Here is a 25,020-nt window from a genome sequence, read left to right on the forward strand (position 1 = left end):
GCCGCGGGACGTCATCCGAATCGAGGTCCAGGGGCCACGATTCGGATGACGTCCCGAGACTCATCGCCATCGCGTCGGAGCCGCCACCTAAGGTGTACGACGTGAGCGGGTGGCCGGGGTCCTACGTCGACACCGGCGTCTTCGTGTGCTTCGAGGGCGGCGAGGGGTCGGGCAAGTCGACCCAGTCGGGGCTGCTGCGTGACTGGCTGCAGGAGCAGGGGTACGCCGTGCTCCTGACCTTCGAGCCCGGCGACACGATCGTCGGGCGCGAGCTGCGCCGGATCGTGCTCAGTCCCGAGACCGGGCAGCTCTCCGACCGCACGGAGACACTGCTCTACGCCGCGGACAAGTCCGAGCACGTCGACACCGTCGTACTCCCCGCGCTCGGACGGGGCGAGGTCGTGATCACCGACCGCTACGTCGACTCGACGCTGGCCTACCAGGGGGCCGGCCGGTCTCTGGTGGTCGAGGAGGTCGAGCACGTCGCCCGCTGGGCCACGCACGACCTGCGCCCGCACCTCACCGTCGTGCTCGACCTGGACCCTCGTCACGGACTGAGCAGGTTTGCGGGCCGAGACCGGATCGAGGGCGAGTCCGTGGAGTTCCACGAGCGGGTCCGCGAGGCGTTCGTGGCGATGGCGAAGGCCGAGCCCGAGCACTACCTGGTGCTGGACGCTCGCTCCGACGTCGACGAGATCGCCGCACAGATCCAGGCAGCCGTCACGCCCCTGCTCACCCAGGCGGTACGCCGATGAGCGTGTGGGACCAGCTGGTCGGGCAGCGCAAGGCCGTCGAGGCGCTCCAGGCCGCGGCGAGCGGCCACGGGATGAGCCACTCCTTCCTCTTCACCGGCCCGCCCGGATCGGGCCGGTCCAACGCCGCGATCGCGTTCGCTGCGGCCCTGCAGTGTGAGCGGGGACGCGACAGCGGACCCGCTGATGGGAAGGAGCCGCCCGGGTGCGGCACCTGCCACTCGTGCCACACCGTGCTGGCCGGGTCGCACGCCGATGTCTCCGTCATCCGCACCGAACGGCTCTCGATCGGCATCAACGAGGTGCGCGACCTGGTGCGCCGCTCCGCCTTGAGCCCGGTCGGTCCCCGCTGGCAGATCGTCATCATCGAGGACGCCGACCGGCTCACCGAGGGTGCGTGCAACGCACTTCTCAAGGCCATCGAGGAGCCTGCGCCGCGGACCGTCTGGATGCTGTGCACCCCGACCGTGGAGGACGTGCTCCCGACGATCCGCTCGCGCTGCCGCCTGATCACCCTGACCACCCCGACCGCGGACGCCGTCGCCGACTTCCTGCGTCGCACGGAGGGCGTCAACGAAGCGCTCGCGTCGTACGCCGCCCGGGCCAGCCAGGGCCACATCGGCCGGGCCCGCGCGCTGGCACGCGACGAGGACACCCGCAACCGGCGCCGCGAGGTGGTCGCGATCCCCGCCCAGCTCGTCTCGCTGGGTGCCTGCATGAGCCGGGCGTCCGCGCTCAACGAGGTCGCCAAGCAAGAGGCCGAGGCGATCACCACCGAGCTCGACGCTCGCGACAAGGCCGACCTCGACTCGGCGTACGGCGTGGTCGAACGCGGCCGTCGGCCTCGCGAGTACGCCCCGGCCCTGCGCGACCTGGAGAAGGACCAGAAGACCCGTGCCAAGCGCCGCCACCTCGACGTCGTCGACCGTGGCCTGATGGACCTGGTCTCGGTCTACCGAGACGCGATCGCGGTGTCGGCGGGTGCCTCCGGAGCCCTGGTCAACGAGGAGATCCGCGGTGACGTCGAGCGCCTGGCGCGGACCGGTTCGCCCGAGGTCCAGCTGCGCCGGATCGCCGCGATCTTCGAGGCCCGCGAGCAGATGCTGGAGTTCAACGTGCAGCCCGCGCTGGCGCTCGAGTCCATGATGCTCGCCCTGGTCGCGCCCGAGGTGCGCACCGGGTGAAGCGGGCCGTCGCGCTCCTCCTCGTCATCGCGCTCGTCCTCACCGGGGTCGGCATCGCTGCCTTGACGGTGATCGGCCGCGGCGACACCCCGACGGACCCGCGCTCCGTGCCCACCACGACCCCACAGCCCGGGGCGAACGACGCACCGAGGCCAGCTCTGGCGCGTTTCTACTCCCAGACCCTGAGCTGGGACTGGTGCCGCGGCGGCCGGCTGTGCTCGACCCTCGAGGTCCCGCTCGACTACCGCAGGCCGCACGGCGAGACGATCGAGCTCGCGGTCCTCAAGGTGCCGGCCGCCGAACCCGGCAGCAGGATCGGCTCGCTGGTGGTCGACCCCGGTGGTCCGGGTGCGCCCGCCACCGACTACGCCGACAGTGCGGCGACGCCAGGTGCCGTCTTCCGCGCGCCGGTCCTCGATGCCTACGACGTCGTCGGCATGGACCCCCGCGGCACCGGCGCGAGCGCACCGGTCGACTGCCTCTCCGACGACGAGCTCGACGCGTACATCGCGCAGGACCCCGACCCGGACACGGCGGCCGAGGTCGACACCTTCACGGGCTTCGTCGACGAGATCGGCCGCGGTTGCGCCGAGCTCTCCGGCGACCTGGCCGCCCACGTGACCACCGTCGAGGCCGCCCGCGACATGGACGTGCTCCGCTCGACGCTCGGCGAATCGACGCTGACCTACTACGGAGCGTCCTACGGCACCGAGCTCGGTGCGACGTACGCCGATCTCTTCCCCGACCGTGTCGGGAGGCTGGTCCTCGACGGGGCGGTCGACGTGGCACTGAGCTCGCGGGAGCAGACGCTCCAGCAGGCGGCCGGCTTCGAGACGGCGCTGCGGGCCTACGTCCAGGACTGCGTCGACGACGGTGACTGCGTTCTGGGGGACAGCCTCGAGGCCGGTCTGGCGCGAGTGAAGCAGCTGCTCGACGACACCGATGCGGAGCCGCTCCCGACCAGTGGCGACCGCGATCTCGCCGTGGGCAACGCGTTCTACGGCATCGTGCTGCCGCTCTACAGCGCGGACTACTGGCCGGCCCTGACGGCGGGGCTGAAGCAGGCGCTCGGCGGCGACGGGACCCTGCTGCTGCGGTTCTCCGACCTCTACGCCTCGCGGGGCGACGACGGCTACCCCGACAACAGCTCCGAGGCCTTCTACGCGATCAGCTGCCTGGACGACCCGTGGTCGATCCCTGCCTCGGAGGTGCCGGCCAACCTGGGCGACTTCGAGGAGGCCTCGCCGACCTTCGGCGACGTGTTCGCGTGGGGCCTGACCTCATGCGGCGGCATCCAGGCGGAGTCGAGCGAGCCGACCCGCGACATCACGGCAGCCGGAGCGGCACCGATCGTGGTGATCGGTACGACGCGCGACCCGGCCACGCCGTACGCCTGGGCGCAGAGCCTGGCCGACCAACTCGAGTCGGGCGTCCTGATCAGCCGTGACGGCGACGGCCACACCGGCTACACCGAGGGAAGCGACTGCGTCGACGAGGCGGTCGACGGGTTCTTCCTCGACGGCACTGTGCCGGAGGACGGGCTCTCGTGTTGATCTGATCCAGACATGACGAAGCCCCGGGGAGGGTGCGTCCCCGGGGCTTCGGATCGTGGGCTGATGTCGTAGCGTCGACCTACTGGGTCTCGACACGCTCCGTCGGGTCCGCTGGCGCGTCCCCGGTCGCTGCTCGACCACCGACGATCGCGCCCGCTGGCGCGGTCGCGATCAGGAAATCAGCTCGTCCAGCCTGGAGAACGCCGAGGCGTCGCCTTGGATGACCCGGCTTTGCTCGCCGTCGATGCTGACCGGCACGTCGCCGGCGACGGTGATCCGGCGGACCTCGCGGTACTGCTCGTCGAAGTCCGCGACCGCGTAGTGCTGGGTGGCGCGGTTGTCCCACACCGCCACGTCGCCCTCGGCCCAGGTCCAGCGGACGGTGTTCTCGAGCTTGGTGACCCGGTTCTGCAGCAGCTGGAAGAGCGCGTGCGACTCGGCGGTGTTGAGGCCGACGAAGTTCTTCACGAAGTGGCCGAGCACGAGCGCGCGCTCGCCGGTCTCCGGGTGCACGCGGACGACCGGGTGCTCGGTCTTGAACTGGATCCGGGTGAACTCCTGGCGCCGGAAGACGTTGTCCTTGTCGTAGTTGACCTCGTCGCCCTTCTCCGCCGTCGCCGCGTAGTCGTAGTCGTTCGTGTGCACGGCCCAGAGGTTGTCGACCAGCGCCTTCAGCGGCGCCGGCAGCGAGTCGTACGCCGTGACGGTGTTGGCCCAGTTGGTCGTCCCGCCGTACGCCGGGATGGCGACGCCGCGCAGCACGCTGATCGCCGGCACCCGGTCCACGAACGTCACGTCGGTGTGCCAGCTGTTGGCGGCCATGCCCTTGTTGGCGGCGAGGCTGAGCACCCTCGCGCTGCCGGTGTTGACCGTCGGGTGCGCGGTCGTGAGCTGACCGAGCTGCTCGGCGAAGGCGATCTGACCTTCGTCGTCGAGGTGGTTCTGGCCGCGGAAGAAGATGACCTTGTGCTCGAGGAGCGCGGTCCGGATCGCGGCCACGGTCTCCTCTCCGAGGTCGGCGCCGAGACGGACGCCGTCGATGCGAGCACCGATGCGCCCACCGAGCTTGGTGACGGTGACCTGTGCGGTCTCCCGGTCGAGGCTGATGGTCATGAGGGTCCTTTCAGAGGTTGGTCTGTCGCCACTGTCCGGAGGTGGGCCGCCCAGGCCAAGGGTTTCTCTCACGCTGACTCGAACCCCGTGGCGGAGTTTGAGACCCCGTCTCATCTCCGCTAATAATCCTTATAGTCAATCAGGTAACTCGACTTTCAAGTCCTCGGAGGGAGTGCAGGGTGCAGCGGTCGCCGATGGTCGTCGTCTCGCGGGGCAAGCTCGCCTCGGCGGCGACGCGTGTCCTCGAGGAGCTCCGTGGAGCCGGCCCGCTCGCCCGCGACCAGCTGGCCCGGGCCACCGACCTCAGCAACGCGACGATCGCCCGGGCCGTCACGTCCCTCACCGACGTCGGCCTGGTGCGCGAACGCCGCGACCTGATCCCGACCGGCGCCGTCGGCCGGCCGGGGACCCCGGTCGAGATCGACCCCACGACGTACGTCGCCGTGGGCGTGCACCAGGGCGTGCAGGAGACGACGGTCGCCCTCTGCGACGTGTCCGGCCGAGTCGTCGCCAGCGAGTCCCGACCGCACCGCCTCGGCGCTCCGGTGGACCTGCAGCTGATCTCGCAGCTCGCGGCCGGGCTGCTGGCCGCTGCTCCCGACCGGGTCCCGCTCGGCGCCGGGCTGGTCGCGCCGTGGCGTGACCTCGACCTGGAGCCGACGGCGACCGGTGCCGCGCTCCAGGAGGTCCTCGGTCTGGACGTCACGACCGCCGACCACATCGCCGCCGTCGCCGCAGCCGAGTTCATCCACCGCCGGCACGGCACCGGCGGCGTCACCACCTACCTCTACGCCCGCAACTCCGCGGGCTTCGTGATGGCCGTCGACCGGGGCCTGCAGACCGAGGTGTCGCGGGTCGGGAGCCTCACCCACTTCCCCGCGGGCACCGACGTGGTCTGCCCGTGCGGCCACGCCGGCTGCTTCTCCGCCAGCGCCGGCGACCAGGCGATCGCCCAGGAGGCGTACGCCGCGGGCCTGGTCGAGCAGGCGCAGATCGAGGACGTCTATCTCGCCGCGACCGCCGGCTCCGATCTGGCGATGGGTCTGCTCCGTCGACGGGCCCGCCTGCTCGGCCGACTGTCGGCGACGGTGCGCGACATGGTCAACCCGGACCGGCTGATCCTCGTCGGCCAGGCGTTCACCGGCTACCCGCCACTGCTCGACGAGGTGGTCTCCTCGTTCGCCGAGACCACCCGGCTACCGGCACTCACACCGACCTTCACCCGCTTCGGCGCCGGCATCCAGGCCGTCGCCGCCGGGACCATTGCGCTCGGTCCGGTGTACGACGACCCGCTCGCCGCCGTACCCCGGCTCGCGTCGACGTCCCGGCGATGTCAGTCGCCTGCGCACCTGACCGCCTGACCCCTCTCACCCGGCTCCGTCTCCCGAGATGCACCACCCTTCGAAAGGACGCCCCCGTGCGTAGATCCCACCGACCCCTCAGCCTCCGAGCCCTGGCCCTCGCGCTGGTCGGCCTGCTGGTCCTCAGCGTGCTGTCCGCGTGCTCGTCGGCGGTCGACGAGGCCAACGGCAGCAGCGGCAGCGACTCCGGCCCCAGCGACGGCGGCACCCTGCGCATCGGCTCGACGTCCGACATCGTGCCGGCGACGATCTTCACCAACTCCTCCGACGCGACCAACACCCTGATCGGCGCGGTCTACGACAGCCTGATCGACTACCCGCTCGACAGCCTCGAGCCGCAGCCGCGGCTGGCGAAGTCGTGGCAGGTCGCGGACGACGGCCTCTCGATCACGCTGCAGCTGCGCGACGACGTCACGTTCCACACCGGCCGGGACTTCACCTCGAAGGACGTGGAGTTCAGCGTCAAGACCTGGGCCGACCCCACCTGGACCGTCCAGCTCCAGCGCACCGCGGCCGCGATCACCGGCTTCGACACCACGGACCCGCACGCGATCACGCTGAAGTTCGACCACAAGCTCAGCAACATCTTCGACCTGCTCGACATGCTCCCGATCATCGACAGCGAGACCTTCGACGACCTCAAGGCGGGCAAGACGTACGTCGGCACCGGTCCGTTCGAGTTCGAGTCGTGGACGCCGAGCTCCAAGGTCGTGTTCAAGAAGAACGACGACTACTGGGGCGAGGAGCCGCACCTCGACGGCATCCAGGTCAACATCGTCTCCGACCCGCAGGCGCAGGTCTCCCAGCTCCGCTCCGGCCAGCTCGACCTGGTCACCGGCGCCTCGAACCGTGACCTCGAGACCCTCGGCAAGGACAGCAAGTTCGCGGTGAGCGGCTTCGACGGCGCCGTTCAGCAGATCTACGTCGGCGCCGACCTGGCCAACCCGGACCTGCAGGACGTCAGGCTCCGTCAGGCCATCGCCTTCGCGATCGACCGTCAGCGCATCGTCGACGAGGTCTTCCGCGGCAAGGGCACGCCGATCAACCTGCCGTGGCCTGACTACTCGCCGGCGCACGACGCGAAGGCCAACGAGACCTACACCTACGACCCCGCGAAGGCGAAGGCCCTCGTCGCCGAGCTGGGCAGCAGCCCGACCATCCCCCTGGCCTACCCGGCCGGCAACGCCAACTACGAGGCCGTCGCCCAGATCGTGCAGGCCAACCTCGAGGCCGTCGGGATCAAGACCGAGCTGCAGCCGGCGGAGTACAGCCAGTTCATCAAGCAGCTGATCGGCGGCACCTTCGGCGGTCTGTGGATCCTGCAGCACGGCTACGCGCACTACACGCCGTCGACGCTGGCGGTCAGCGCCTACCCGTTCAACGCGGACAAGAACGCCTCGCACTTCGAGTCGTCGGCCTACAAGGAGCACGCGGACAGCGCGTGGAACCAGGACAGCGGCTCGTCGCCGGAGGCCGTCGAGGACTACAAGTTGCTCAACAAGGACCTCCTCGACAACCTGTTCCTGATCGAGATGGCGCTGCTGCACTTCCAGACGGCCGAGACCAAGGACGTCCACGACCTGGGCATGTCCAAGCGCGGCGAGCTCGACCTCCGCTCGACGTACCTCTCGGACTGAGGACAGCAGACAGACATGGGTGCCTACCTGCTCCGCCGCCTGCCGTCGGCGCTGGTCGTGCTGGCCATCGCGTCGTTCGGGATCTTCGCCATGGTGCGGATGGTCCCGGGCGACCCGGTGTCCACCCTGGCCGGGCCGGACGCGAGCCCCGAGGCGCGGGCCGCGATCCGGGCCGACCTCGGGCTCGACCAGCCGCTGGTGACGCAGTACGTCACCTGGCTGGGCCAGCTGTTCCGCGGCGACTTCGGTACGTCGTACCGGATCGGCGGCTCGGTCAAGGACCTGGTCGCCGACGGGGCGGTCAACACGATCGTCCTGACGGTGACCGCCCTGCTGCTCGCCATGGCCGTGGCCCTGGTGTGCAGCGTGCTCGCGGTCGTCCTCGACAACCGGTGGGTCAACGCCACGCTGTCCTTCGGCAACACCCTCGCGATCGCACTGCCGACCTTCGTCACCGGGCTGGTGCTGATCCTGCTGTTCGCGGTGGTGTTCCCGGTGTTGCCTGCGGGTGGTACGCCGCCCGACGGGTTCCTCGCCAGGCCCGACCTCTCGGTGCAGTACCTCCTGCTCCCGGCGGTCTGCCTGGCGCTCGGGGCCGGGGCGGCGCTCACGCGCTTCCTCACGGAGTCGCTGCGCACCGAGCTGCGCCAGCCGTACGTCACCACCGCCCGGGCGCTCGGCATCTCGCGGCGCCGGATCGTGCTGACCCAGGCGCTGCGCAACGCACTTCCGTCGGCCGTCACGGTGCTCGGCATCCAGTTCGGCACGCTGCTCGGCGGCGCGGTCCTGGTGGAGGCGATCTTCACGTGGCCCGGCCTCGGCGGCCTGATCGAGGAGGCGATCTCCGGGCGGGACTACCCGCTCGTGCAGGTGCTGCTGCTGCTCTCGGTCGGGGTCTTCGTCGTCATCCAGCTGGTCACCGACGTCATCCACGCGTGGCTCGACCCGCGCATTCGCATCGGAGCACAAGCATGAGCGAGTCCCTCATCGACATCGCGGCGCCGGAGGCCACGTCGCCGGACGACCAGTTCGACCAGCGTCGCCGACCAGGCATCTGGACCGCCCTGCGGCGCGGCAAGGGGCTCGCCGGGCTGGTCCTGATCGGTGTCGTGGTCGCCCTCGGGCTGCTGGCGCCGGTGCTGGCACCGCACAGCGCGACCGAGCAGATCCCCGGCGCCAACCTGGTCGGACCGTCGGGCGCGCACTGGTTCGGCACCGACGAGGTCAACCGCGACATCTTCTCCCGCACGCTCTACGGCATCCGGACCGACCTGATCGTGGTCTTCCTCGCGGTGCCGATCGGGGCGGCGATCGGCATCTTTGTGGGCCTGATCTCGAGCTGGTGGACCTTCACCGACGTCGTCGCACAGCGGGTCTTCGACCTGGTGCTGGCGTTCCCGACGCTGATCCTGGCGATCGCCCTCACAGCCTTCGTCGGCCCCGGGTTGCGGACGGTCTTCTTCGTGATCGTGGCCGTGGAGCTGCCGGTCTTCGGCCGACTCACCCGGACCTCGGTGCGCTCCGTCCGGGAGATGCCGTACGTCGAGGCCGCACACGTGGTGGGCGCCGGATCGCTCTGGCAGCTGCGGCGACACGTGCTGCCCAACTCGATGGAGCCGCTGCTGGTGCAGCTCGCGGTCTCGATGTCGGTCGCCGTGTTCATCGAGGGCGCGATGAGCTTCCTCGGCCTCGGCGTACGCCCCCCGCAGCCGTCGCTCGGCTCACTCATCCGCGACGGCGTCCGCAACCTGTACGACGCGCCGTTCTTCGCCGTCGGACCGCTCGTCATCGTGGTGGCGCTGGTCCTCAGCCTGCTGCTCGTCTCCCAAGCGCTCGCGGAAGCCCGCAGGGCATGAGGAAGGAACCAACGATGTCCGAATCCCTGCTGGAAATCACCGACCTCGGTATCTCGTTCTCACACCCTCGTCCGGCCGTCCGGTCGGTCAGCGTGACCGTCGAGGAGGGGGAGGTCGTCGCCCTCGTCGGCGAGTCCGGGTCGGGCAAGTCGATGACCGCACGCGCGGTCATCGGCTTGCTCCCCGACGGAGCCATCGCGACCGGGTCCGTCCGGCTGCGTGGCCGGGAGGTGCTCGGGCTCCCCGAAGCGGAGCTCAACCAGGTCCGGGGCCGCCAGGTCGCGATGGTCTTCCAGGAGCCGCAGACGGCGCTCAACCCGGTCCGCACCGTGGGCTGGCAGATCGGCGAGGCGCTGCGTGCCCACGGCGGCGTCCGCGGCAAGGCGGCGAAGGACCGTGCCGTCGAGCTGCTGCGCGAGGTCGAGATCCCGGATCCCGAGGAGCGTCTGGGCTTCTACCCGCATCAGCTCTCCGGTGGCCAGAAGCAGCGGGTCGTGCTGGCGCTCGCGCTGGCCAACGAGCCCGAGCTGCTGCTCGCCGACGAGCCGACGACCGCGCTCGACGTGACGGTCCAGGCCGAGATCCTGGCGCTGCTGCGACGGATCCGGGACCGCACCGGCACCAGCATCCTGATCATCACCCACAACATGGGCGTGGTGGCGCACCTCGCTGACCGCGTGGTCGTGCTCCGTCAGGGCGAGGTGGTCGAGGAGGCCGGCACCCGCGAGCTGTTCGCGGCTCCTCGGCACTCCTACACCCGCCAGCTCCTCGACGCCGTCCCGCGGCTGCCCACTCCCGAGGAGCGGGTCCACGCCGTGACGGTCGACGACGCGCCGGCGGTGGCGACCGACGCCGTCGCCGCGCTGGAGTACGACGACGTCCGGGTCCACTACGGGTCGCGGATGCGCGGCCGGGTGCTGCCTGCCGTCGACGGCGTGACCCTCCGCCTCGAACGCGGCCAGGTGCTCGGCCTGGTCGGTGAGTCGGGCTCCGGCAAGACGACGCTCGGTCGACTCGCGGCCGGCCTCGTGCCGCTCGCGGGTGGCACGGTCAGAGTCGGTGGCGAGGACCTGGTCCGCGCCCGGGGCCGGCGGCGCGCCGATCTGCGCCGGGGGCTGGCCTTCGTGCACCAGGACCCCGAGGCGTCCCTGGATCCGCGGTTCTCGATCGCCGAGGCGATCCGCGAGCCGCTGGACGTCCACGGGATCGGCAGCCGCAAGGGGCGCGAGGCGCGGGTGACCGAGCTGCTCGACGCCGTACGACTGCCGCAGTCGTTCCTCCAGCGCCGCCCGCGTGAGCTCTCGGGTGGTCAGCGCCAGCGGGTCGCCCTCGCCCGCGCACTGACCCTCGACCCGCGGCTGCTCATCGCCGATGAGCCGACCAGTGCGCTCGACGTCTCCGTGCAGGCCGAGGTGCTGGAGCTGTTCGCGGATCTCCAGCAACGACTGGGGTTCGCGTGCGTCTTCATCAGCCACGACCTCGCCGTCGTCAACAAGGTCGCCGACCACGTCGCCGTCCTGCGGTCCGGCAAGGTCGTCGAGCTCGGCCCTGCTGCTCGCGTCTTCGGCGCCCCTTCGCACGACTACACCCGGCAGCTGCTGGCCGCCGTACCCGTGCCCGATCCCACGGTCCCAAACCTCGTGACCAGTGCCACCGGACCGGCGCTGCGTGAGCAGCACATCGCCTCCTGAGGAGATCACCATGGACCGCACCCACCTGCCGTTCGACGGCACCCGCCCGTCGTACGACGCCGCCGTCGACGTCCGCGACCAGGGCGAGGCGCTGCCCAGCAGGCCGCTGGCGAAGGCACCCGAGGGCGCGCCCAACGTGCTCGTGATCCTGCTCGACGACATGGGCTTCGGTGCCTCGTCCGCCTTCGGCGGGCCGTGCCGGATGCCCGTGGCGGAGCAGCTCGCCGACGGCGGGCTGCGCTACAGCCGCTTCCACACCACTGCGCTCTGCTCGCCGACGCGCGCCGCACTGATGACCGGGCGCAACCACCACGCGGTCGGCATGGGCACGGTCGTGGAGATCTCGACGGGTCGTCCCGGGTACGACGCCACCCGGCCGCTCAGCGCCGGCACTCTCGCGCAGACGCTGTCCTACAACGGCTACGCGACCGGTGCCTTCGGCAAGTGGCACCAGACGCCGTCGTGGGAGCAGACGGCCGCCGGGCCGTTCGACCGCTGGCCGACCCGCGAGGGCTTCGACCGCTTCTACGGCTTCCTCGGTGGTGAGGCGAGCCAGTTCGAGCCGACCCTCGTGGAGGGCACGACCTTCGTGGACCCGCCGAAGACGGCGGCCGAGGGCTACCACCTGTCCGAGGACCTGGTCGACCAGGCGCAGGGCTGGGTGCGCGACGTGCGCACCCATGCTCCGGACAAGCCGTGGTTCGCCTACCTGGCCTTCGGTGCGACGCACGCGCCGTTCCAGGTGCCCGAGGGCTGGGCCGACAAGTACGCCGGCGAGTTCGCGCACGGCTGGGACCGGCAGCGCGAGCTGACCCTCCAGCGGCAGCAGGAGCTCGGCGTCGTACCTGTCGATGCGGAGCTCGCGCCGTGGACGCCCGGCGTCCCGCACTGGGACGAGATCTCCGAGGCCGACCGCGAGGTCGCGCAGCGGCTGATGGAGGTGTACGCCGCGTTCGCCGAGCACACGGACGCGCAGGTCGGCCGTCTGGTCGAGTCGTTGCGGGCCACGGGGGAGCTGGACAACACCATCGTGCTCTACATCCTGGGCGACAACGGCGCCTCGGCGGAGGGTGGCATCGAGGGCACCCTCAACGAGACGCTGCGGCTCAACGGCATCGGCGACGACACCGCCCGGATCGCGAGCGAGATCGACAAGGTCGGCGGCCCGGAGAGCTACGCCCACTATCCGGTGGGCTGGGCGGTCGCCATGGACACGCCGTACCAGTGGACGAAGCAGGTCGCGTCCCACTACGGCGGCACCCGCAACGGCCTGGTGGTCCACTGGCCGGCCGGCATCGACGCGCGCGGCGAGGTGCGCCACCAGTGGCACCACGTCGTCGATGTGCTGCCGACGCTGCTCGAGGTCGCCGGCGTGCCGGTGCCCGAGGTCGTCAACGGCGTCGAGCAGCAGCCCCTGGACGGCGTGTCGTTCCGGTACTCCTTCAATGACGCAGGAGCGCCGGAACGCCACGTCACCCAGTACTTCGAGATGTTCGGCAACCGCGGGATCTACCACGAGGGCTGGACTGCCGTCGCCAAGCACAAGACGCCGTGGGAGACCGCGCGGACCAACACGCCGAGCCTGGCCGACGACCGGTGGGAGCTGTACGACACCCGCTCGGACTGGACCCAGGCGCGGGACCTGGCGGCGGACGAGCCGGTGCTGCTCGCCGAGCTGCAGGACCTCTTCCTGCGCGAGGCGCGGCGCAACCAGGTGCTGCCGATGGACGACCAGCTCTCCGGCCGCTTCGATGCCCGGACGGCAGGCCGCCCGGCTCCGCCGCGGTCGATCCGGCTGCTCCCGGGGGCGGGCCGGCTGCGCGAGGACGCCGTACCCAGCCTGAAGAACACGTCGTTCGCGATCCGCGCCTCGTTCTCGTCCGGCCCGGACGCCGAGGGCGTGCTGGTCGCGCAGGGCGGTGGCTTCGGCGGCTGGTCGCTCTACGTGAAGGACGGGTTGGTGACCTACGCCTACAACTTCGGCGCGGTGACCGTGACCCACGTGCGCGCCACGACGCCGTTGACCGACGGTGACCACGCGGCCGAGGTGCTCTTCTCGTACGACGGCGGGGGACTCGGTCGCGGCGGCGACGTGCGCCTGGTGGTCGACGGCGAGAAGGTCGGCGAAGGCCGGATCGAGCAGACGCTGCCGTTCTTCTACTCGATGGACCAGACCCTCGATGTCGGCCTCGACCGCGGCACCCCGGTGACGTCGGACTACGGCCCCGGCCGCGGCTTCGCCTTCACCGGCTCGATCCGGCAGGTCGTGCTCCAGACCGGCGACGACGCCCTCGTGCCCTCGGACGACCAGCTCCTCAAGGCCCACCTGGTCACTCATTAGGCCGAGTCGGCGCAAAGTGACCCTCGAGTCGGCGCAAAGTGACCCTCCCGGGGGTCACTTTGCGCCGACTCGCGGGTTCATCTGCGCCGACTCGGCGTTCTACAGGGGATCGGCGATGGCCTGGATCCGGGTCGTCGCGAGGTCGATCATCAGCTTGGCCGCGGGGGAGAGGGTGGCGCCGGCGCGGTGCACGATCGCGAAGGTGTCCCACTGGCGAGGGCGCAGCGAGACCCACCCGGCCTTCGGCGCGAGTCGCGGGATCAGCTGCACCGCCGCGCCCTTGGGGATCACGGAGTCGGCGTAGCCCATGCCGACCAGCTCGACCGCCGTCTCGACGTCCTCGACCTCGATCCGGGTCTGCGGGTTGCGACCGGTCTCGTGCAGCATCTGGCGCAGCACCTTGCGGGTCGAGTCGTCCGCGCGCCAGGTCGTCTCCGGCATCACCAGCGACGCGCGCGAGAGCCGGTGTGCGGTGATGGGTGTCTCGAGGTGAGTGGGGTCGGTGCTGATGTAGACGAGCTCGTCACGCGCGACCGGTGTGACCTCGAGACCCTCGCTGCTGACCGACGGTACGGCGATCATGGCGGCCTCGATCCGGCCGCGGCGCAGGTCCTCCTGCACGTCCATCGAGTTCTGGCCGATCAGCTCCACCCGCACACCGGGGTAGCGCGAGAGCACGTCGCCGACCAGGCTCGCGCCGGCGTACAGCCGGGCGGTGCCGAACATGCCGAACCGGATGGTGCCGGCCTCGAAGCTCTTGACCTGCTGCACCGACTGCTGGGCCTCGTCGACGGCGGCGAGCACCCGCTCGGCGTGCGGGCGCAGTGTGTCGGCGACGGTGGTCGGTACGACGCCGCGCCCGACCCTGCGGAAGAGCTGGACGCCGAGCGACCTCTCCAGCGTCCGGATCTGCTCGGACACCGACGGCTGCGCGTAGCCGAGCTCCTCGGCCGCCGCGGTCAACGAGCCGTGCTCGTAGGTCGCCAGGAAGCAGGTGAGCTGGTGCAGCGAGAGCATGGTCACATCCCTAGGTTTTACCTTTGCTTTCCGAAGGAAACTAAGGCTACCCCTATGTCTGCGACTGTCGGAGAATTGAGGCATCGACGGTGGCAGGAGCCCCGTCCCGGAACCGAGAGGGAGGTCCACCATGTTCGACCACCAGTGCACCGCGTGCGAGAAGCGCCAGCTCATCTTCCCGAGCATGGTGACCGCGATGACCAACACCGACCACGGCATCGTCCTCGCCTTCACGTGCTGGTGCGGCGCCGACCAGACCATGGTCACCGGCAAGAAGAGCGTGTCGACCTCGAAGGTCGCGCTCGCCGCCTGAGCTTCGCTCACCCGCACTTCCCGCCGTACGACGTAGTCGCGTTCGTCGCTCGGTCGGGGCCTGGATGCCCGGATCTGTGCGATCCGGGCATCGTGCATTTCTGGGGTGCGTTTCGCCGCCGGAAGTGGAGGGTGACGCCGGTTTCGCGCCCGAGGTCGGCCCTCCGTATACTTCCTCGGGTTGCCCGGAGACCGCATGCGGTGAGCCGGGCAGTACGCCGCCTTAGCTCAGTCGGTAGAGCATCTCACTCGTAATGAGAAGGTCGTCGGTTCGATTCCGACAGGCGGCTCCACAGAAGGCCCCACTCCGCAGTCATGCGGAGTGGGGCCTTCTCCGTTGCGCTCAGGCCGGCTACCACTCGCTCCTGAGCAGCCCGTAGACCCACGAGTCCGAGACCACCCCGTCCACGACGCAGTCCTGTCGGAGCGTCCCTTCGCGCACGAAGCCGAGCTTCTCCAGGACCCGGGCGGATGCCCCGTTGCGGGTGTCGGTCTCGGCCTGGACCCGGTTCAGGTCCAACGTGTCGAACGCCCACTGCAGTACGGCGCGCGCTGCCTCCGTCGCGTAGCCGTGCCCCCAGGCCGCCTCGCCGAGGCAGTATCCCATCGCGGCACTGCGATAGTCCGGGTTCCATCGGCTGATGCTGCACCAGCCGACGAACGCCCCGTCGGACGTGCGGTCGATGGCCAGCCGCGCCCCGCTGCCCTCCTCCGCCAGCTGCCGACAAGCGGCGATGAAGCGCTCCGCGCGCACAGGTTCGCTCCAGGGCGGTGCGTCCCAGTAGCGGAGCACGTAGGCATTGCTGTGCAATGCGAAGAGCACGTCCGAGTCCGCGTCGGTGAAGGGGCGCAGCCGCAGGCGAGCGGTGTGCAGCGTGGGGGTCGGCAAGGACATAGGCGCCATGGTGCCTCGCCATCAGCTCGATGGAGTCGTGTGTCCCAGCGAAAATGGCAGATGCCGCCGGGACCAGGTCCCGACAGCATCCGCTAGGTGAGGGTGCGGTCAGCTGTTCAGCAGGCGCTGGCCTTGGAGGGGTTGGCGACGGCCCACTCGCCCAGACCACCGGAGGTGCGGGTGTAGGTCTTGTCCACACCCGGGGCCAGCGGGTCCGCCGCGTGTGCGGTCCACTCGTGGTGGTCGAGCGGGATCGACGTGCCCACGGTGGCGCCGGCCCGGTAGAGCCGAATCGAGTCTTCACTGCCGAGGCCGAACCGGTTGACGCCGGTGACGGCGGCGTTGTCGACCTCGACGGTGCACTCGGCACCGGCAGCGAGTGTGGTGCTGGCGGGGATCGCGTAGGCGTGGGCGTTGTCGCTGTCGGACAGGATCAGGCCGCTGATGTCGATCGTGACACCCGAGGTGTTCTTCAGCTCGACGAAGTCCTGGCCGCTGGAGGCCACCGAGGAGTCGACCTCGTTGAGCACCACCCAGGAGACATCCGGGGCGAACGCCGAGGAGAAGTCGTTGGCGGTGCCGAAGGTGGGCAGCCGGGTCTCGATGAAGCTGCTGCCGTTCCAGCCCAGGCTGGTGCGCCCGTGCTGGGTCCAGGTGCGAGCGCTGACGGGCGTCGACACCAGCGGGTCGAGGTCGATGGTGTCGGAGGTGAACAGGCGGGCCGAGTCGGCGTCGCCCAGCCCGAAGTTGCCCGGCACGGTGGTGTCGTCGACGCGGAAGGCGGCGATGGCGCCCGCGGCCAGGGCCGGGGTGCCGGAGGGCAGCCGGAGGGCGTGGGCGTCGTTGTCGTCGGCGAGGATCGCGCCGGCGATGGTGCGGGAGCTTCCGGAGGTGTTGCGCAGCTCGATCCAGTCGCCGTTGACGTCGTCACCCGTGGTCTTGACCTCGTTGACGATCACGCCGGTGAGGTTCGACCCGGCGCCGGGGGTGAACTGGTCGTTCTCCGCGCCGTAGGTGTCGTCCGAGGTGGGCTTCCAGGTCCCGAGCCCGTTGATGTCCAGGTCGGTCCAGTCACGGCCGTAGGTCTCCACGGGGTGGACGCCCCACGAGAACGAGTCGACCGCGCCCTGCGAGAAGGTGATGTCGCCGGGCTGGAAGAGGTTGACCTCGTCGGCCGAGCCCAGGCCGAACCCGCCGACGCCGTCGACCTGGTAGGCGACGTAGCCGCCGGCCAGGAGAGTGGTGGACGCAGGCACGGTGAAGACATGGCCGGTGTCGCTGTCGGTGATGATGGCCTTGCTGATGTCGATGGCGCTACCGGTCGGGTTGTAGAGCTCGACCCAGTCTCCGTGGACCGCGTCGGCGTCGGTCTCGACCTCGTTGATCACGACACCGGTGATGTCACCGATCAGACCCGGCGGCACGTTGGCGGCCCCGCGGGTCGATGCGCCGGTGACGCCGAAGCTGCCGGACCCGTTGGGGAGTCGACCCCAGGTGGTCCCCGCGTGCGTGGTCCACGACGTGGAGTCGACGAGCGTGGCGGCGGTGCTGGCGCCGTCGAAGAGCCGAGCGGAGTCGGGAGCGCCGAGGCCGAAGTTGCCGGTGCCGACGCTGACGTCGAAGACGGCGTACCCGCCGGCGGCGATGGTGCCGCTGAGCGGGAAGGCGTGGGAGTTGTCGTTGTCGGCGAGGATCGAACCGGCCATGTTGATCGCCGAGCCGGTCGGGTTGTAGAGCTCGATCCAGTCCGTGGTGTCGCCGTTGGACTCGACCTCGTTGATCTTGAGGCCGGCGACCGAGGCCGAGGCTGGCGTGGCGAGGCCGACCGCGAGCATGCAGCCCGCGACCGAACCCATCGCGAGGGCGGCGAGGCCGGCCCGGCGCAGGCCCTGAGTGCGCTTGTGTAGCATTGATTGCTCCTTCGTCATTGATGTGTGTGAATCAGACGGAGGCGTCGCGTTGCACCGCAATTCCAGTGCGGTGCAGCGCGGCGGCCCTCCCGGCGATGACACTGGCAGTCAGAGGGTGTCTCCGACCCCCACTGACGAATGGCCGTTTGACAACCTTTTGACAACAGGCCGGTGTCCTTTCGGATATCGCAGTCACATGGCGCCGGTAATCAGGTGATGGCCGATATCACTGCCGGCTATTCCGCCTTCGTTCGCGCGTAGTTTCTTTGGGAAATGCGGCTTTTTCACCAGGCCCCGCTGGGCTGTGGACGTCGTGCGCGTGAGGCCACCTGGCTCGGGACTGGTACGGCGTTCGCGCCCCTGCCCAGTTCCCTCGTCATCGTCAGGAGCCCACTCCTATGCGGGTAGAACCCTCACGTCGGAGCCCGCGTTCGGGTCACGCCGGCCACGTCATCTCACTTGTTCTCGCCTTTCTGGTGGCCGTCGCCGGGTTGAGCGTCGTGTCGGCGGCAGCGCACGCGGCCGACCCTGGCGTCGTCGACATCCCCGATCCGGTCCTCAAGGCTGCGATCAATCGCACGCTGGCGGCCGTGACCTTCGAGCCCCACGACGACGCCCAGCCGGTCACCGTCGAGGAGGCGGCACTGGTGACCACCCTGGCCACTTCCAGGTTCACCGGCCCCGTCGCCGACCTGACCGGTGTGCAGGCGCTGACGAACCTCACCACGTTCCAGCTGCCGGCGAACCAGACCAACACGTTCACCGACCTCTCCCCCCTGACCGGCCTGGCCAAGCTCGCCACCGTGGGTCTCATCAACAGCCAGATCTCCGACCTGAGCCCACTGTCGGCCATGTCGTCGTTGAGATCGCTGACTCTCACCAACAACAAGATCTCCGACGTCTCGCCGCTGGCTGGGCTCACCGGCCTGACGACGCTGGGCCTGGGCGCCAACCAGATCGCCGACGTCGGGTCGCTGTCCGGCCTCGACGCTCTGACCGGCCTGACGCTGACGGACAACAAGCTCGCGGACCTCGCCGGATTCCCTGCGTTGCCCGCCCTGGTGTCCCTCTACCTCAACACCAACAAGATCGCCGACGTCACCCCGTTGGCCGACAAGTTCACCAAGACCGTGCTGGCCACCGTCAACCTGAGCGGCAACAAGCTCACCGACGCCTCGGCGCTTGCGCCGTACGGCAACGGAGGGGGCAAGCTGGGCGGCGCCACGGTGGCGACGACGGGCCTGCTGCTGGGCAACAACAAGATCAAGGACTTCTCGGCCTTCTCCGGTTGGAGCAAGCCGCCGGTCGGCGCCAAGGTGAGCGGCCAGCGCATCTATGTCGGGCCGTACACCGACGGCGGCGTGCACGTCTCGCTCAAGACCGCCGACAGCCCGCCGACACTCCAGCTGATCCCGGTCGAAGCCGGCTCCTACGATCGCGACGCCGGCCTGCTGACCCTCACCGACGCTCCCGTCGGGAGCGTTGGTGTGGCCGCCTCGACCCAGCCCGGCACCGCCATCTGGACCGTCTCCTTCTCGGTGGACCCGGAGGGTCCCCCGCAGGTCACCGCTCCCGGCGGCAAGGCCGCCGAGGTCGGCGCCGCCATCACACCGTTCACCGTGACCGCTGTCGGCGGGACCCCGCCGTACACCTGGGGCGCGACCGGCCTCCCGACCGGACTCTCCATCGACCCGGCGTCGGGCGAGGTGTCCGGCACCCCGACCGAGGCTGGTGCACCGACCGTCACCGTCACCGCCACCGACGCCAACTCTCAGCATGGTTCGGCGACCTTCACGTTCACCGTCACTGCTGCCCCCACGGCCCCGGAGGTCACCAACCCCGGGAACAAGAGCGTCCCGGTCGGTGCCGCGATCACCCCGTTCACGGTGGCCGCGACCGGCGGCGTCACGCCGTACTCCTGGGGCGCGATCGGGCTGCCGGTCGGGCTGTCGATCGACCCTGCCTCCGGGGTGGTCTCCGGTACGCCGACCGCCGTGGGCACCGCCACCGTCACGGCGACCGCCACCGACGCGGGCTCCCGCACGGGGTCTGCGACGTTCACGATCAGCGTCACCAACGCCCCGACCGCCGTCGCCATCCCCGACCCGAACCTGAAGGCCGCGATCAACGCGGCCCTGGCCCGACAGCTCGGCACGAGCCGGTCGGCCACCCAGGACGTGACTCCTGCGCTGGCCGCGCAGCTCGTCAACCTCGAGGAAGTCGACTTCCCCGTCGGGCCGATCGGCGACCTCACCGGTCTCGAGGCGTTCACCAACCTGAAGAACCTGTACTACTCGGCGTTCCAGCAGACGAACAACACCTTCAGTGACCTGACGCCGTTGAGCGGACTGACCAAGCTCACCTATGTGGGTCTGGTCAACGCCCAGGTCAGGGACGTGACGCCGCTGACGGGCCTGGACAAGCTGACGGGCCTCGCCCTCGGCAACAACGCGATCACCGACCCCTCGCCGCTCGCGAGCCTGACCGGGCTGACCAGCCTCAGCCTGGGCTCCAATGAGATCAGCGATGTCAGCAGGGTGCCGGCCCTGCCGAAGCTCGCGGCCATCGACCTCTCCGACAACGGCATCCGCGACCCGGCCCCGCTGGTCGGGAAGTTCGACCCCGACGTCCTGACCACGCTGGATCTGTCCGACAACAGGATCGGCGACGCCACGTCGCTGGCACCTCTCGGTCGCAACGGCGCCCGGCTCGGGTCCCAGCTGTCCTTCGGGGATGGTCTGAAGCTGGAGAACAACCGGATCGCGGACTTCTCCGCCTTCTCCGACTGGACCGGCCACAACGCACTCAGGGTTGCGGGCCAGTCGATCTACGTCGGCTCCTACCGGGCCGGCGGCATCAACGTGACGTTGAAGACCGACGTCGCGTCGGTGCCCGTGGTCACACCCGGGACGGCAGGCTCCTACAACCCCGCCACCGGGTTGCTGACCGTCACCGACCCAACCGCCGACAGCGTCACCCTCATCACCTCGGCGTCCACCTACACGACCTGGACGGTCTACTTCTCCATCGCGCCACTGGAGGGCGACGAGGACGGCCCGGTGTTCACCGGAACCCCACAGGTCGGCCAGCTCCTCTCGGCGACGACGCCCGCCGCCGCCTTCGCCGACGCCGCGTGCATCGGCGCCGGCGCCTTGTCCTACCGGTGGCTCCGTGACGGCGATGAGATCACCGGCAACCCCCACTTCATGACGCTGAACCAGATCGGGGGGACGTCCGGAAGCATGGGTGGTCCAGCCACCAGCGCCCAGTACCGGGTCTCGGTGCCGGACCTGGGTCACCAGCTCCAGGTGCGGTCCACGTGCAAGGCCACCGGCGCGACGAGCACGTCCGCCCCGGTCGCGATCACAACCTCCGAGGCCGAGGTGCCCCTGGTCCAGAGCCTCGAGGGCCCGAACGGCTACCGTGCCGTGTCCGAGATCGACCCGGTCATCACCATCACTGCCCCGGCGCCGTCCGGGGTGGTCGGCGACCCGACGAACCCGGCGATCCCGATCTCCGTCGCCCAGCTCGACGCGGCCGGAAGGCTCGTCGATCCCGCAGGCATCCAGGTGACGCTGGCCGACATCCACGACATCCCGGGCGGTACGCCGGGTATCGCCGCCGACGACGTCGACGTCATCGGCTCCGGCGCCCAGCGGAGCATCGTGATCGACCCGAAGGCGCCGGCGAACGTCCAGCTCACCTTCACGGTCACCGGCACCACCGGCAAGACGTCCGCCTTCAGGTTCGGATACCTGGCCTCGCGGGCGACCACGCCGACGAGTCGGGTACTGATGGGCTCGAGCGACGCGTCGACCGCGATCGGCGTCGGTGACGGGCATGTCCTGGTCGCGGACGACGAGAAGAACACCGTGCGGCTGTACGACGGCGAGGTCTCCGGGCGCGAGGTCGGCGAGTTCCGGATCGGAACGGACCTGGGCGCCGGCACTGAGATCGACGCCGAAGCCTCGGCTCGCAAGGGCGACCGGATCTGGTGGTTCGGCTCCCACGGCAACTCCAAGGCTGGCGAGGTCGAGGTCTCGCGGCATTCAATCTACGAGACCAAGCTGGCCGGCACCGGTGCCGACGCGAGGCTCACCACGGTCGGGGTGCGCTACGGCGATCTCCGCAACGACCTGATCGAGTGGGACGACAACCACGGAGCCCGGTTCGGATTCCACACCGGCGCCGCGAAGGACATGAGCCCGGACGCGATCAACGGGTTCAACATTGAGGGCGCGGAGTTCTCGCCCGACGGCTCCGAGCTCTACCTGGGCTTCCGGTCCCCGCTGACGCCGGCGCAGATCGGCGGGAGGGCGCTGATCGTGCCGCTGACCAACCTCGAGGCGCTCACCTCGGGCGCGGTCACCCGGGCGACGTTCGGGGAGCCGATCCTGCTCGACCTGGGCGGCGACCGGATCCGCGAGATCCGTAAGAACGATCGGGACGAGTACCTCATCCTCGGCGCCACCGACTCAGGCTCGAAGCTGGCCCCGACCCAGCACCTGTGGGCGTGGAACGGTGACCCAGACATCGCGCCGCAACTGCTGACCACGGTGGTGCCCGATGCCGTCGAGACCCGCTACACGGACACCCAGGGAGCCTGGGAGGGGATCGGTGCGATGCCCGACCGGCTCGTCCCCGGCGCCCACGTCCGGCTGATCATGGACCAGGGGTACGTCCAGCTCTACCCCGGCAAGGGTGAGAACAAGGACGACCCCAACGACTGGGGCAACAAGGCCCGGACCGACGTCGTCACCCTCGCCGGCCCGGTCGGCACCCTGGCCGAGGTCAGCGATCCCGGAGCGTTCCCCGACCAGGCCGTCAACACGATCGGCTCGGCCAGGACCGTGACGGTCACGAACACCGGCTCCAACCTGCTCCATGTCGACGCCGTCTCCACGGAAGCGGACGACGAGTCCGCCACGGACTACCTGATCGCCGGCGACAGGTGCAGCGCCAAGACCCTGGAGCCGGACGAGACCTGCACCATCCGGGTGAGGTTCGCCCCGTCGCGTGCGGGCGCGACCTCGAACGCGGAGCTCGTGGTCGAGAGCGACGTCCAGGGCGGCAGCACCAGCGTGCCGCTGACGGGCACCGCGACGGCCCCGCCGAAGGCCACTCCTGCGGTCAGTGCCGGTTCGAGCACGGTGTCGGCGGGTCAGTCGGCGACGATCCCGGTCCAGGTCGCCGGCAACGCGGCCACCCTGCCGACCGGCGTGGTCACGCTGAGCAGTGGCGGCCACAGCGTCGGGTCGGCGACACTCGCCGCAGGCTCGGCGACCTTCACCGTCCCGTCGACGTCCCTCACCAGCGGGGCGAACCTCTTCACGGTGGAGTACGTCGGCGACTCGGCGTACACCGGTGCCAGCACCCAAGTGGCGGTGACGGTCACGGTCGCCACCACGCAGAAGGGTGCCGCCTCGGTGAACGCCCGAGCGGTCAAGGTCGCCTACGGGCGGTCGGGCCAGGTCGTGGTGCAGGTGTCCGGCGGCGGGGCGACTCAGCCCACCGGTCCGGTCACCCTCCGCGACGGTGCCCAGGTCGTCGGCAGCGCGCAGCTCACCCAGGGCACGGCCACCGTCACGGTCCCCGCGTCCGCACTGAGCGCCGGCGTCAACCTCTTCACCGTGGAGTACGCCGGCGACACGGCGTACAACGCGTCCAGCGCCCCGGTGATGGTGGACGTCGACAAGGCGGTATCCAGGGTCTCGGCCAAGCCGACCAGTCAGGTCACCGCCCGCAAGAGGGTGCCGCTCAAGATCAGTGTGTCCGCACCGGCGGGTGTCTCGAAGTCCGGCCTGGTCACCGTGCTGGCCGCAGGCAAGACCGCCACGGTGCCGGTCGTCAATGGCCGAGCCACGGTCCGGCTGCTGTTCAGGGCAGCCGGCACGTCCAAGGTCCATCTCAGCTACGCCGGCAACGACGAGCTGACGGGGTCGACGGACACCGTGAAGATCAAGGTCAAGCCCGCCAAGAAGCACAAGAAGCAGCGCGCGAGGGTGGGCGTGCAGCCCATGCATTCCTGGTGGGCCGATCGAGCCGCCCTCGGCTGACCGCCCGCGACGTGGCCCAACGGAAGGCAACCACACACCGACAACGTGACGCTGCTCGACCGTACGTCGTCGGGTGGTTGGTGCTCGCTGCGCTCACGCTGGCTGAGGTCGTCGTCGCCTCGGTGCTGCGTTCGCGTGGACCGGATGACGCGCTTTCGGAGTCGGACTGAGAAGGTAGAGCCACCAACTGGGGGCGTTGAAGGGCGGGTCGAGCAAGGCATGGCCCGTGGAGACCACATCTATGTGCGCCGTGGACTGCGCTACAGCCACCACGGCATCGACTGTGGCGACGGGACCGTCATCCACTACGTCGGACCGCGGGCCAGCGTGCGGCAGGTCGAGCGGACGTCGTTCGAGGAGTTCGCGTTGGACGACGACGTTCTCGTCCGCGCCTACGACGAGCGGCTGAGCCCCGACGAGACCATCCGCAACGCCGAGTCCCGCTTGGGATCTGCGGGCTACCACCTGCTGCGCAACAACTGCGAGCACCTCTCCGCTTGGTGCTGCACCGGTCGCGCCGCCAGCAGCCAGGTACGGCGTTGGGTCGTCGGGTCGCAGGGGGCAGTCGCCTCGTTCGTCGCGGCCGAGGCCGTCGGTGCGCATGTGCTCGTGCTCGGCACCCTCGGGGCGAGTGTCGTGGCGATGGTGCGTCCGATCCGTCGTCGGCGGCGCTGGCGGCGGGCCGAGTTCGTGACCGAAGGTGTCTGACTCGACGCGAGATGTCGGCGTACGGCGCCTGCTCATGGAGATCGTCCGCTTCCTCGCTGTCGGCGGGCTTGCCACCGCGGTGTCGCTCCTCGGGTTCAACGCCCTGGTGCACGGGACCCCGATCGGGGTCGCGCCGATGCACGACCAGCCCATCGCCGCCTACGTCCTGGTCAACGTCCTCGCCGGCGTCGTCGCGTACGCCGGCATCCGGATGTGGGCGTTCAGCCAGCGGCAGGCCGGCGATCCGGTGGAGGGCTTGGTGCGGTTCTTCGCCATCGGCGCCGGGACGATGGTGATCCCGGTGCTCTGCCTGGTGGCCAGCCGCTACGCACTCGGCCAGACGAGCGTGTGGGCGGACAACATCTCGGCCAACGTGATCGGCCTCGGCCTCAGCACCGTCGCGCGCTTCTGGTTGTTCCGCCGCTACGTCTTCCTCGACGATGTCGGGGTGCTGGTGGAGCACCTCGCCGACCGGGACGGGCCGGCCTTCGCGGAGCCGGACGCCGAAGCGCTCCTGGAAGGCGCGGATCACCCCACCCCGGACACGATCGTCAGCCGGTAGTCGCGGCGCGGTCGCCCGGCCGGATCCCGGCCGCCGAGGAGGTACTTGGTCACACCAGCTGGATGCCGACGG

At 70.1% G+C, this 25,020-nt stretch carries 17 protein-coding genes and 1 tRNA gene; 14 read left to right on the forward strand and 4 right to left on the reverse strand.

All coding sequences use genetic code 11. The annotated features are described in order from the left end of the window. Window positions 1–101: 101 nt before the first annotated feature. The 3 genes from tmk to ABEA33_RS16970 are packed head-to-tail and all read left to right on the forward strand — an operon-like array spanning window position 102 to window position 3,489. Complete coding sequence (gene tmk, locus ABEA33_RS16960) at window positions 102–755, forward strand: dTMP kinase (protein WP_345528064.1); 654 nt, start codon at window positions 102–104, stop codon at window positions 753–755. Beyond that, window positions 752–1,936: a DNA polymerase III subunit delta' gene (locus ABEA33_RS16965; RefSeq protein WP_345528065.1), complete on the forward strand. Its 1,185-nt coding sequence runs from the start codon at window positions 752–754 to the stop codon at window positions 1,934–1,936. The genes tmk and ABEA33_RS16965 overlap by 4 nt, the downstream gene beginning before the upstream one ends. Continuing rightward, entirely contained in the window at window positions 1,933–3,489 is a 1,557-nt protein-coding gene (locus ABEA33_RS16970) for an alpha/beta hydrolase (RefSeq protein WP_345528066.1), read from the forward strand. The genes ABEA33_RS16965 and ABEA33_RS16970 overlap by 4 nt, the downstream gene beginning before the upstream one ends. 171 nt (window positions 3,490–3,660) lie before the next feature. Here ABEA33_RS16970 and ABEA33_RS16975 read toward each other — a convergent pair whose 3' ends face one another. Then, window positions 3,661–4,602 carry a TauD/TfdA dioxygenase family protein gene (locus ABEA33_RS16975; protein WP_345528067.1) on the reverse strand — a complete coding sequence of 314 codons (942 nt, stop codon included), beginning with the start codon at window positions 4,600–4,602 and terminating at the stop codon, window positions 3,661–3,663. A 179-nt stretch (window positions 4,603–4,781) separates the two neighbouring features. On the opposite strand from ABEA33_RS16975, the gene ABEA33_RS16980 reads away from it, so the two are divergent. The 6 genes from ABEA33_RS16980 to ABEA33_RS17005 are packed head-to-tail and all read left to right on the forward strand — an operon-like array spanning window position 4,782 to window position 13,488. Beyond that, window positions 4,782–5,963 carry an ROK family protein gene (locus ABEA33_RS16980; protein WP_345528068.1) on the forward strand — a complete coding sequence of 394 codons (1,182 nt, stop codon included), beginning with the start codon at window positions 4,782–4,784 and terminating at the stop codon, window positions 5,961–5,963. 56 nt (window positions 5,964–6,019) lie between these two features. Then, window positions 6,020–7,600, forward strand: a complete 1,581-nt coding sequence (locus ABEA33_RS16985; protein ID WP_345528069.1) for an ABC transporter substrate-binding protein — start codon at window positions 6,020–6,022, stop codon at window positions 7,598–7,600. A gap of 15 nt (window positions 7,601–7,615) precedes the next feature. Next, the gene (locus tag ABEA33_RS16990) at window positions 7,616–8,575 is read left to right on the forward strand and encodes an ABC transporter permease (RefSeq protein WP_345528070.1); all 960 of its coding nucleotides are present in this window, start codon (window positions 7,616–7,618) and stop codon (window positions 8,573–8,575) included. Next, window positions 8,572–9,456, forward strand: coding sequence for an ABC transporter permease (locus ABEA33_RS16995; RefSeq protein ID WP_345528071.1), 885 nt, complete (start codon window positions 8,572–8,574; stop codon window positions 9,454–9,456). The genes ABEA33_RS16990 and ABEA33_RS16995 overlap by 4 nt, the downstream gene beginning before the upstream one ends. A 14-nt stretch (window positions 9,457–9,470) precedes the next feature. After that, window positions 9,471–11,147, forward strand: coding sequence for a dipeptide ABC transporter ATP-binding protein (locus tag ABEA33_RS17000; protein WP_345528072.1), 1,677 nt, complete (start codon window positions 9,471–9,473; stop codon window positions 11,145–11,147). Window positions 11,148–11,157: 10 nt separating this feature from the next. After that, window positions 11,158–13,488, forward strand: a complete 2,331-nt coding sequence (locus tag ABEA33_RS17005) for a sulfatase-like hydrolase/transferase (RefSeq protein WP_345528073.1) — start codon at window positions 11,158–11,160, stop codon at window positions 13,486–13,488. 99 nt (window positions 13,489–13,587) lie between these two features. Here the strand turns inward: ABEA33_RS17005 and ABEA33_RS17010 are convergent, their stop codons facing one another. Beyond that, window positions 13,588–14,505: a LysR family transcriptional regulator gene (locus ABEA33_RS17010; protein ID WP_345528074.1), complete on the reverse strand. Its 918-nt coding sequence runs from the start codon at window positions 14,503–14,505 to the stop codon at window positions 13,588–13,590. A 130-nt stretch (window positions 14,506–14,635) separates the two neighbouring features. Here ABEA33_RS17010 and ABEA33_RS17015 point away from each other — a divergent pair, with 130 nt between their 5' ends. Further along, window positions 14,636–14,818: a hypothetical protein gene (locus ABEA33_RS17015; protein ID WP_345528075.1), complete on the forward strand. Its 183-nt coding sequence runs from the start codon at window positions 14,636–14,638 to the stop codon at window positions 14,816–14,818. A gap of 216 nt (window positions 14,819–15,034) precedes the next feature. Beyond that, a tRNA-Thr gene (locus tag ABEA33_RS17020) sits at window positions 15,035–15,110 on the forward strand. Between the two features lie 59 nt (window positions 15,111–15,169). On the opposite strand, the gene ABEA33_RS17025 is transcribed toward ABEA33_RS17020, so the two are convergent. Beyond that, window positions 15,170–15,712, reverse strand: a complete 543-nt coding sequence (locus ABEA33_RS17025; RefSeq protein ID WP_345528076.1) for a GNAT family N-acetyltransferase — start codon at window positions 15,710–15,712, stop codon at window positions 15,170–15,172. A 116-nt stretch (window positions 15,713–15,828) separates the two neighbouring features. Beyond that, on the reverse strand, window positions 15,829–17,622 hold the full coding sequence (locus ABEA33_RS17030; RefSeq protein WP_345528077.1) for a lamin tail domain-containing protein: 1,794 nt from the start codon (window positions 17,620–17,622) through the stop codon (window positions 15,829–15,831). A 500-nt stretch (window positions 17,623–18,122) separates the two neighbouring features. Between ABEA33_RS17030 and ABEA33_RS17035 the strand changes: the two genes are divergently transcribed. The 3 genes from ABEA33_RS17035 (at window position 18,123) to ABEA33_RS17045 (ending at window position 24,948) form a co-directional block, all read left to right on the forward strand. After that, complete coding sequence (locus tag ABEA33_RS17035) at window positions 18,123–23,678, forward strand: leucine-rich repeat domain-containing protein (protein WP_345528078.1); 5,556 nt, start codon at window positions 18,123–18,125, stop codon at window positions 23,676–23,678. A 219-nt stretch (window positions 23,679–23,897) separates the two neighbouring features. After that, window positions 23,898–24,386, forward strand: coding sequence for a lecithin retinol acyltransferase family protein (locus ABEA33_RS17040; RefSeq protein ID WP_345528079.1), 489 nt, complete (start codon window positions 23,898–23,900; stop codon window positions 24,384–24,386). Beyond that, entirely contained in the window at window positions 24,379–24,948 is a 570-nt protein-coding gene (locus ABEA33_RS17045) for a GtrA family protein (protein WP_345528081.1), read from the forward strand. The genes ABEA33_RS17040 and ABEA33_RS17045 overlap by 8 nt, the downstream gene beginning before the upstream one ends. Window positions 24,949–25,020 lie beyond the last annotated feature (72 nt).

Source organism: Nocardioides endophyticus, from assembly GCF_039543845.1.
Taxonomy (GTDB): domain Bacteria; phylum Actinomycetota; class Actinomycetes; order Propionibacteriales; family Nocardioidaceae; genus Nocardioides; species Nocardioides endophyticus.